This is a genomic window from Bacillus sp. C30 (assembly GCF_040838255.1).
Classification (GTDB): Bacteria; Bacillota; Bacilli; order Bacillales; family Bacillaceae_G; genus Bacillus_A; species Bacillus_A mycoides.
Map to the genome: position 1 here is coordinate 1 of NZ_JBFPJH010000363.1, position 3075 is coordinate 3075.

At 37.0% G+C, this 3075-nt stretch carries 3 protein-coding genes; all 3 read left to right on the plus strand.

All coding sequences use genetic code 11. The features are described 5' to 3' along the window. Positions 1–307: 307 nt before the first annotated feature. Genes ecsA through ecsC form a run of 3 tightly spaced genes read left to right on the plus strand, consistent with a single transcriptional unit; the run spans position 308 to position 2976 of the window. Positions 308–1051, plus strand: a complete 744-nt coding sequence (gene ecsA, locus AB3X49_RS20250) for an ABC transporter ATP-binding protein EcsA (protein ID WP_001292616.1) — start codon at positions 308–310, stop codon at positions 1049–1051. Next, positions 1044–2255, plus strand: coding sequence for an ABC transporter permease (locus AB3X49_RS20255; RefSeq protein WP_367964352.1), 1212 nt, complete (start codon positions 1044–1046; stop codon positions 2253–2255). The genes ecsA and AB3X49_RS20255 overlap by 8 nt, the downstream gene beginning before the upstream one ends. A 13-nt stretch (positions 2256–2268) precedes the next feature. Next, positions 2269–2976, plus strand: a complete 708-nt coding sequence (gene ecsC, locus AB3X49_RS20260) for an ecs operon protein EcsC (protein WP_002011122.1) — start codon at positions 2269–2271, stop codon at positions 2974–2976. Positions 2977–3075: the final 99 nt, after the last annotated feature.

Sequence of the window (3075 nt, forward strand, 5' to 3'; positions counted from 1 at the left end):
TTTTAAAACAGTATATGCTCTTTCGGAGACACCCCGTTTCGAAAATGAAACAAATTATCTGGTTATGTGTAAATTTCATTGTCCAACTTGGACACCCCATTTCATGATGACTTCACTATGTTGTTGTACTCATCAATTGGTGGTTGCTTTTTCAATGTGTTCCTTCTTCACTAATTATGATGTCCGCTTTCGTAAAAATATATGCCAAGAAATTTAAATTTTTTTTAAGACATCGATACTATGTAGTACAGCCCCATTTTTGGTAAGATGAATGTAGAATGAATACTAATGAAGAAAGTGGTGTCGTATGAGCGAGTTATTGCGTGTAGAAAATGTTACAGGAGGATATACGAAACGACCTGTACTGCAAAATGTTTCGTTCTCTGTTAATAAAGGCGAACTTGTCGGCTTGATCGGTTTAAATGGAGCCGGGAAAAGTACGACAATTAAACATATCATCGGTTTAATGGAGCCGAAAAAAGGAACTGTCACAATTAACGGGAAAACAATTCGTGATGATATGACAGCGTACCGTTCTAGTTTCTCCTTCATTCCAGAAACGCCAGTATTATATGATGAGTTAACGTTAGAAGAGCATTTGAAATTAACAGCGATGGCGTACGGTGTAGATGAAAAACAATATGAAGAACGCGTAGGGCAACTATTACAAGAGTTTCGCATGAAAAATCGCTTAAAATGGTTTCCGTCTCATTTCTCAAAAGGGATGAAACAAAAAGTGATGATTATGAGTGCATTTTTAGTTGAACCATCTCTTTACATTGTGGACGAACCTTTCGTTGGGCTTGATCCGTTAGCGATTCAATCACTTCTTCAAATGATGGATCAAATGAAAAAGAGTGGTGCGGGCATCTTAATGAGTACACATATTTTAGCGACAGCAGAGCGCTATTGTGATTCATTCATTATTTTGCATCAAGGTGAAGTGAGAGCGATGGGAACATTATCAGAACTTCAATCCGGGTTTAATATGCCTGGTGCAACGCTTGATGATATTTATATTGCGTTAACGAAGGAAGAAGATTATGAATAGCACAGCGTTATGGAAAGAACGATTTCGGCACTTTCTAAAAGAAGTTCGTACATATAGTAAATACGTATTTAATGATCATTTGAAATTTATTTTCGTATTTATCATCGGCGCAGGAGCGTATTATTACCAGCAATGGTTACAAACGTTAACACCTTCGTTTCCGACAGCGATTGTTATGGCAGTCTTACTTGGCCTCGTATTAACAGCTGGGTCAGTCCAAACGTTATTAAAAGAAGCAGACCTCGTGTATTTGCTGCCAGTTGAAGAAAAGTTAAAGCCTTACTTTACGAAGGCATTTCTCTTTACGTTTATGATTCAGTTATACATAATCGCAATGGTAGCAGCTGCGCTTGCCCCGTTATATTTCCAGCAAATGAAACAAACAGGTGCCAATTACATATGGATTGTAATCGCGTTTGTCATTGTAAAAGCGTGGAATTTATTCGTAGCGTGGGAAAAATCATTTTTAACAGATCAAAATGTACAAAGAACGGATTGGTTTATTCGTTTTATTTTAAACGGCTTATTTGTGTACGTCCTTGTAGAACGTACTTCAGTCATTTTTACCGGTGTGATTGTCTTTTTAATGGCGCTATACCTTGTTGTTATGCATCAAAAGGTGAAGGGAAAGCCGCTAAACTGGGAGTATTTAATTTCTGAAGAAGGTAAAAAAATGATGCTGCTATACCGCATTGCGAATATGTTCGTTGATGTACCAGCGTTAAAAGAGAGAGTATCACGTAGGAAATGGCTTGATTTCATTCTTTCGATGATCGGTGAGAAACGTACATATTTATACTTATATACGAGAACATTTTTAAGATCGGGTAACTATTTCGGATTATATATGCGTTTACTCGTTCTTGGGGGAATTATTCTTTACTTTATCCCATTTTTATATGGACGTTTTATCGTAAGCCTTGTTTTCTTATACTTAATCGGCTACCAGCTCTTAACCCTTTGGAAACATCACCGTATGAAAGTTTGGCTTGATTTATATCCGGTAGGGGGAGACGAGAAGAAGAGAGATTTTCTTACTTTATTAAATGCGATTCTTATTATCGGCAGTGCTGTATTTACAATTTTATTTGCACTTGCGACGAAAGATTTCATAATGACCGGCATTTTATTTGTCGTAAGCATATTATTTAGTATTGGTTTCGTTTATCAATACGGTGCGAAGCGCATTGAGCGTTTAAACTGAAAGGAATGAACCTATGATTACATATGAAGAGAAGGTTATAAAAGAATTGGAGCAGTGGAAAGCTACATTCATGAAAGATTCTTCTATGATGACACGGTTCTCTAAAAAAGTGCAGGTGAAAGTGCAACAACTAGTGCCCGCGAAAGTGCAAAAGGTACTAACAGAAACGATTCGGATGATGGTGCAAACAATTAGTGCTGGATCAAACTTCATAAAACCGAAGCTAAAAGAAACGAACTGGTCACTGCAAAGAAGAGACGATGAAGTACGTAAAAAAATGGATGAGTACAAAAAAGTCGCAGCGGCAGAAGGAGCCGGAACGGGAGCAGGTGGTATTCTCCTCGGTCTTGCCGATTTCCCGTTATTACTTACTATTAAAATAAAATTTTTATTCGATGCAGCAACATTGTACGGATTTGATACGAGTAAAAAAGAAGAGCGCCTTTTTATTCTTCACGTTTTCCAGCTTGCTTTTTCAAGTGACGATTACCGAAAAGAAGTATGGAAAGCGATTGAAACGTGGGATACAGAAGAAGAAAATCATATGGACTGGGAAAAGTTCCAAACAGAATACCGAGACTATATCGATTTAGCAAAAATGCTCCAGCTCGTCCCAATCATCGGTGCCCCAGTTGGCGCATATGCGAATTATCAATTGTTGCAAAGGCTTGGGGAAGTAACGATGAATTGTTATCGTATGCGATTGCTTAATAGAAATTAATTTGTTTTACAAAAAGCATCCTAAATTACACATTTAGGATGCTTTTTTTTATTTTTATTCATATTTTTAATTTTTTTACCAATAATATACAGATGAAGT

What these genes read in the sequence shown, in the direction of transcription:
- ecsC (WP_002011122.1), top strand. Translation starts at nt 2,269, where the DNA reads ATGATTACATATGAAGAGAAGGTTATAAAAGAATTGGAGCAGTGGAAA.
- AB3X49_RS20255 (WP_367964352.1), top strand. Translation starts at nt 1,044, where the DNA reads ATGAATAGCACAGCGTTATGGAAAGAACGATTTCGGCACTTTCTAAAA.
- ecsA (WP_001292616.1), top strand. Translation starts at nt 308, where the DNA reads ATGAGCGAGTTATTGCGTGTAGAAAATGTTACAGGAGGATATACGAAA.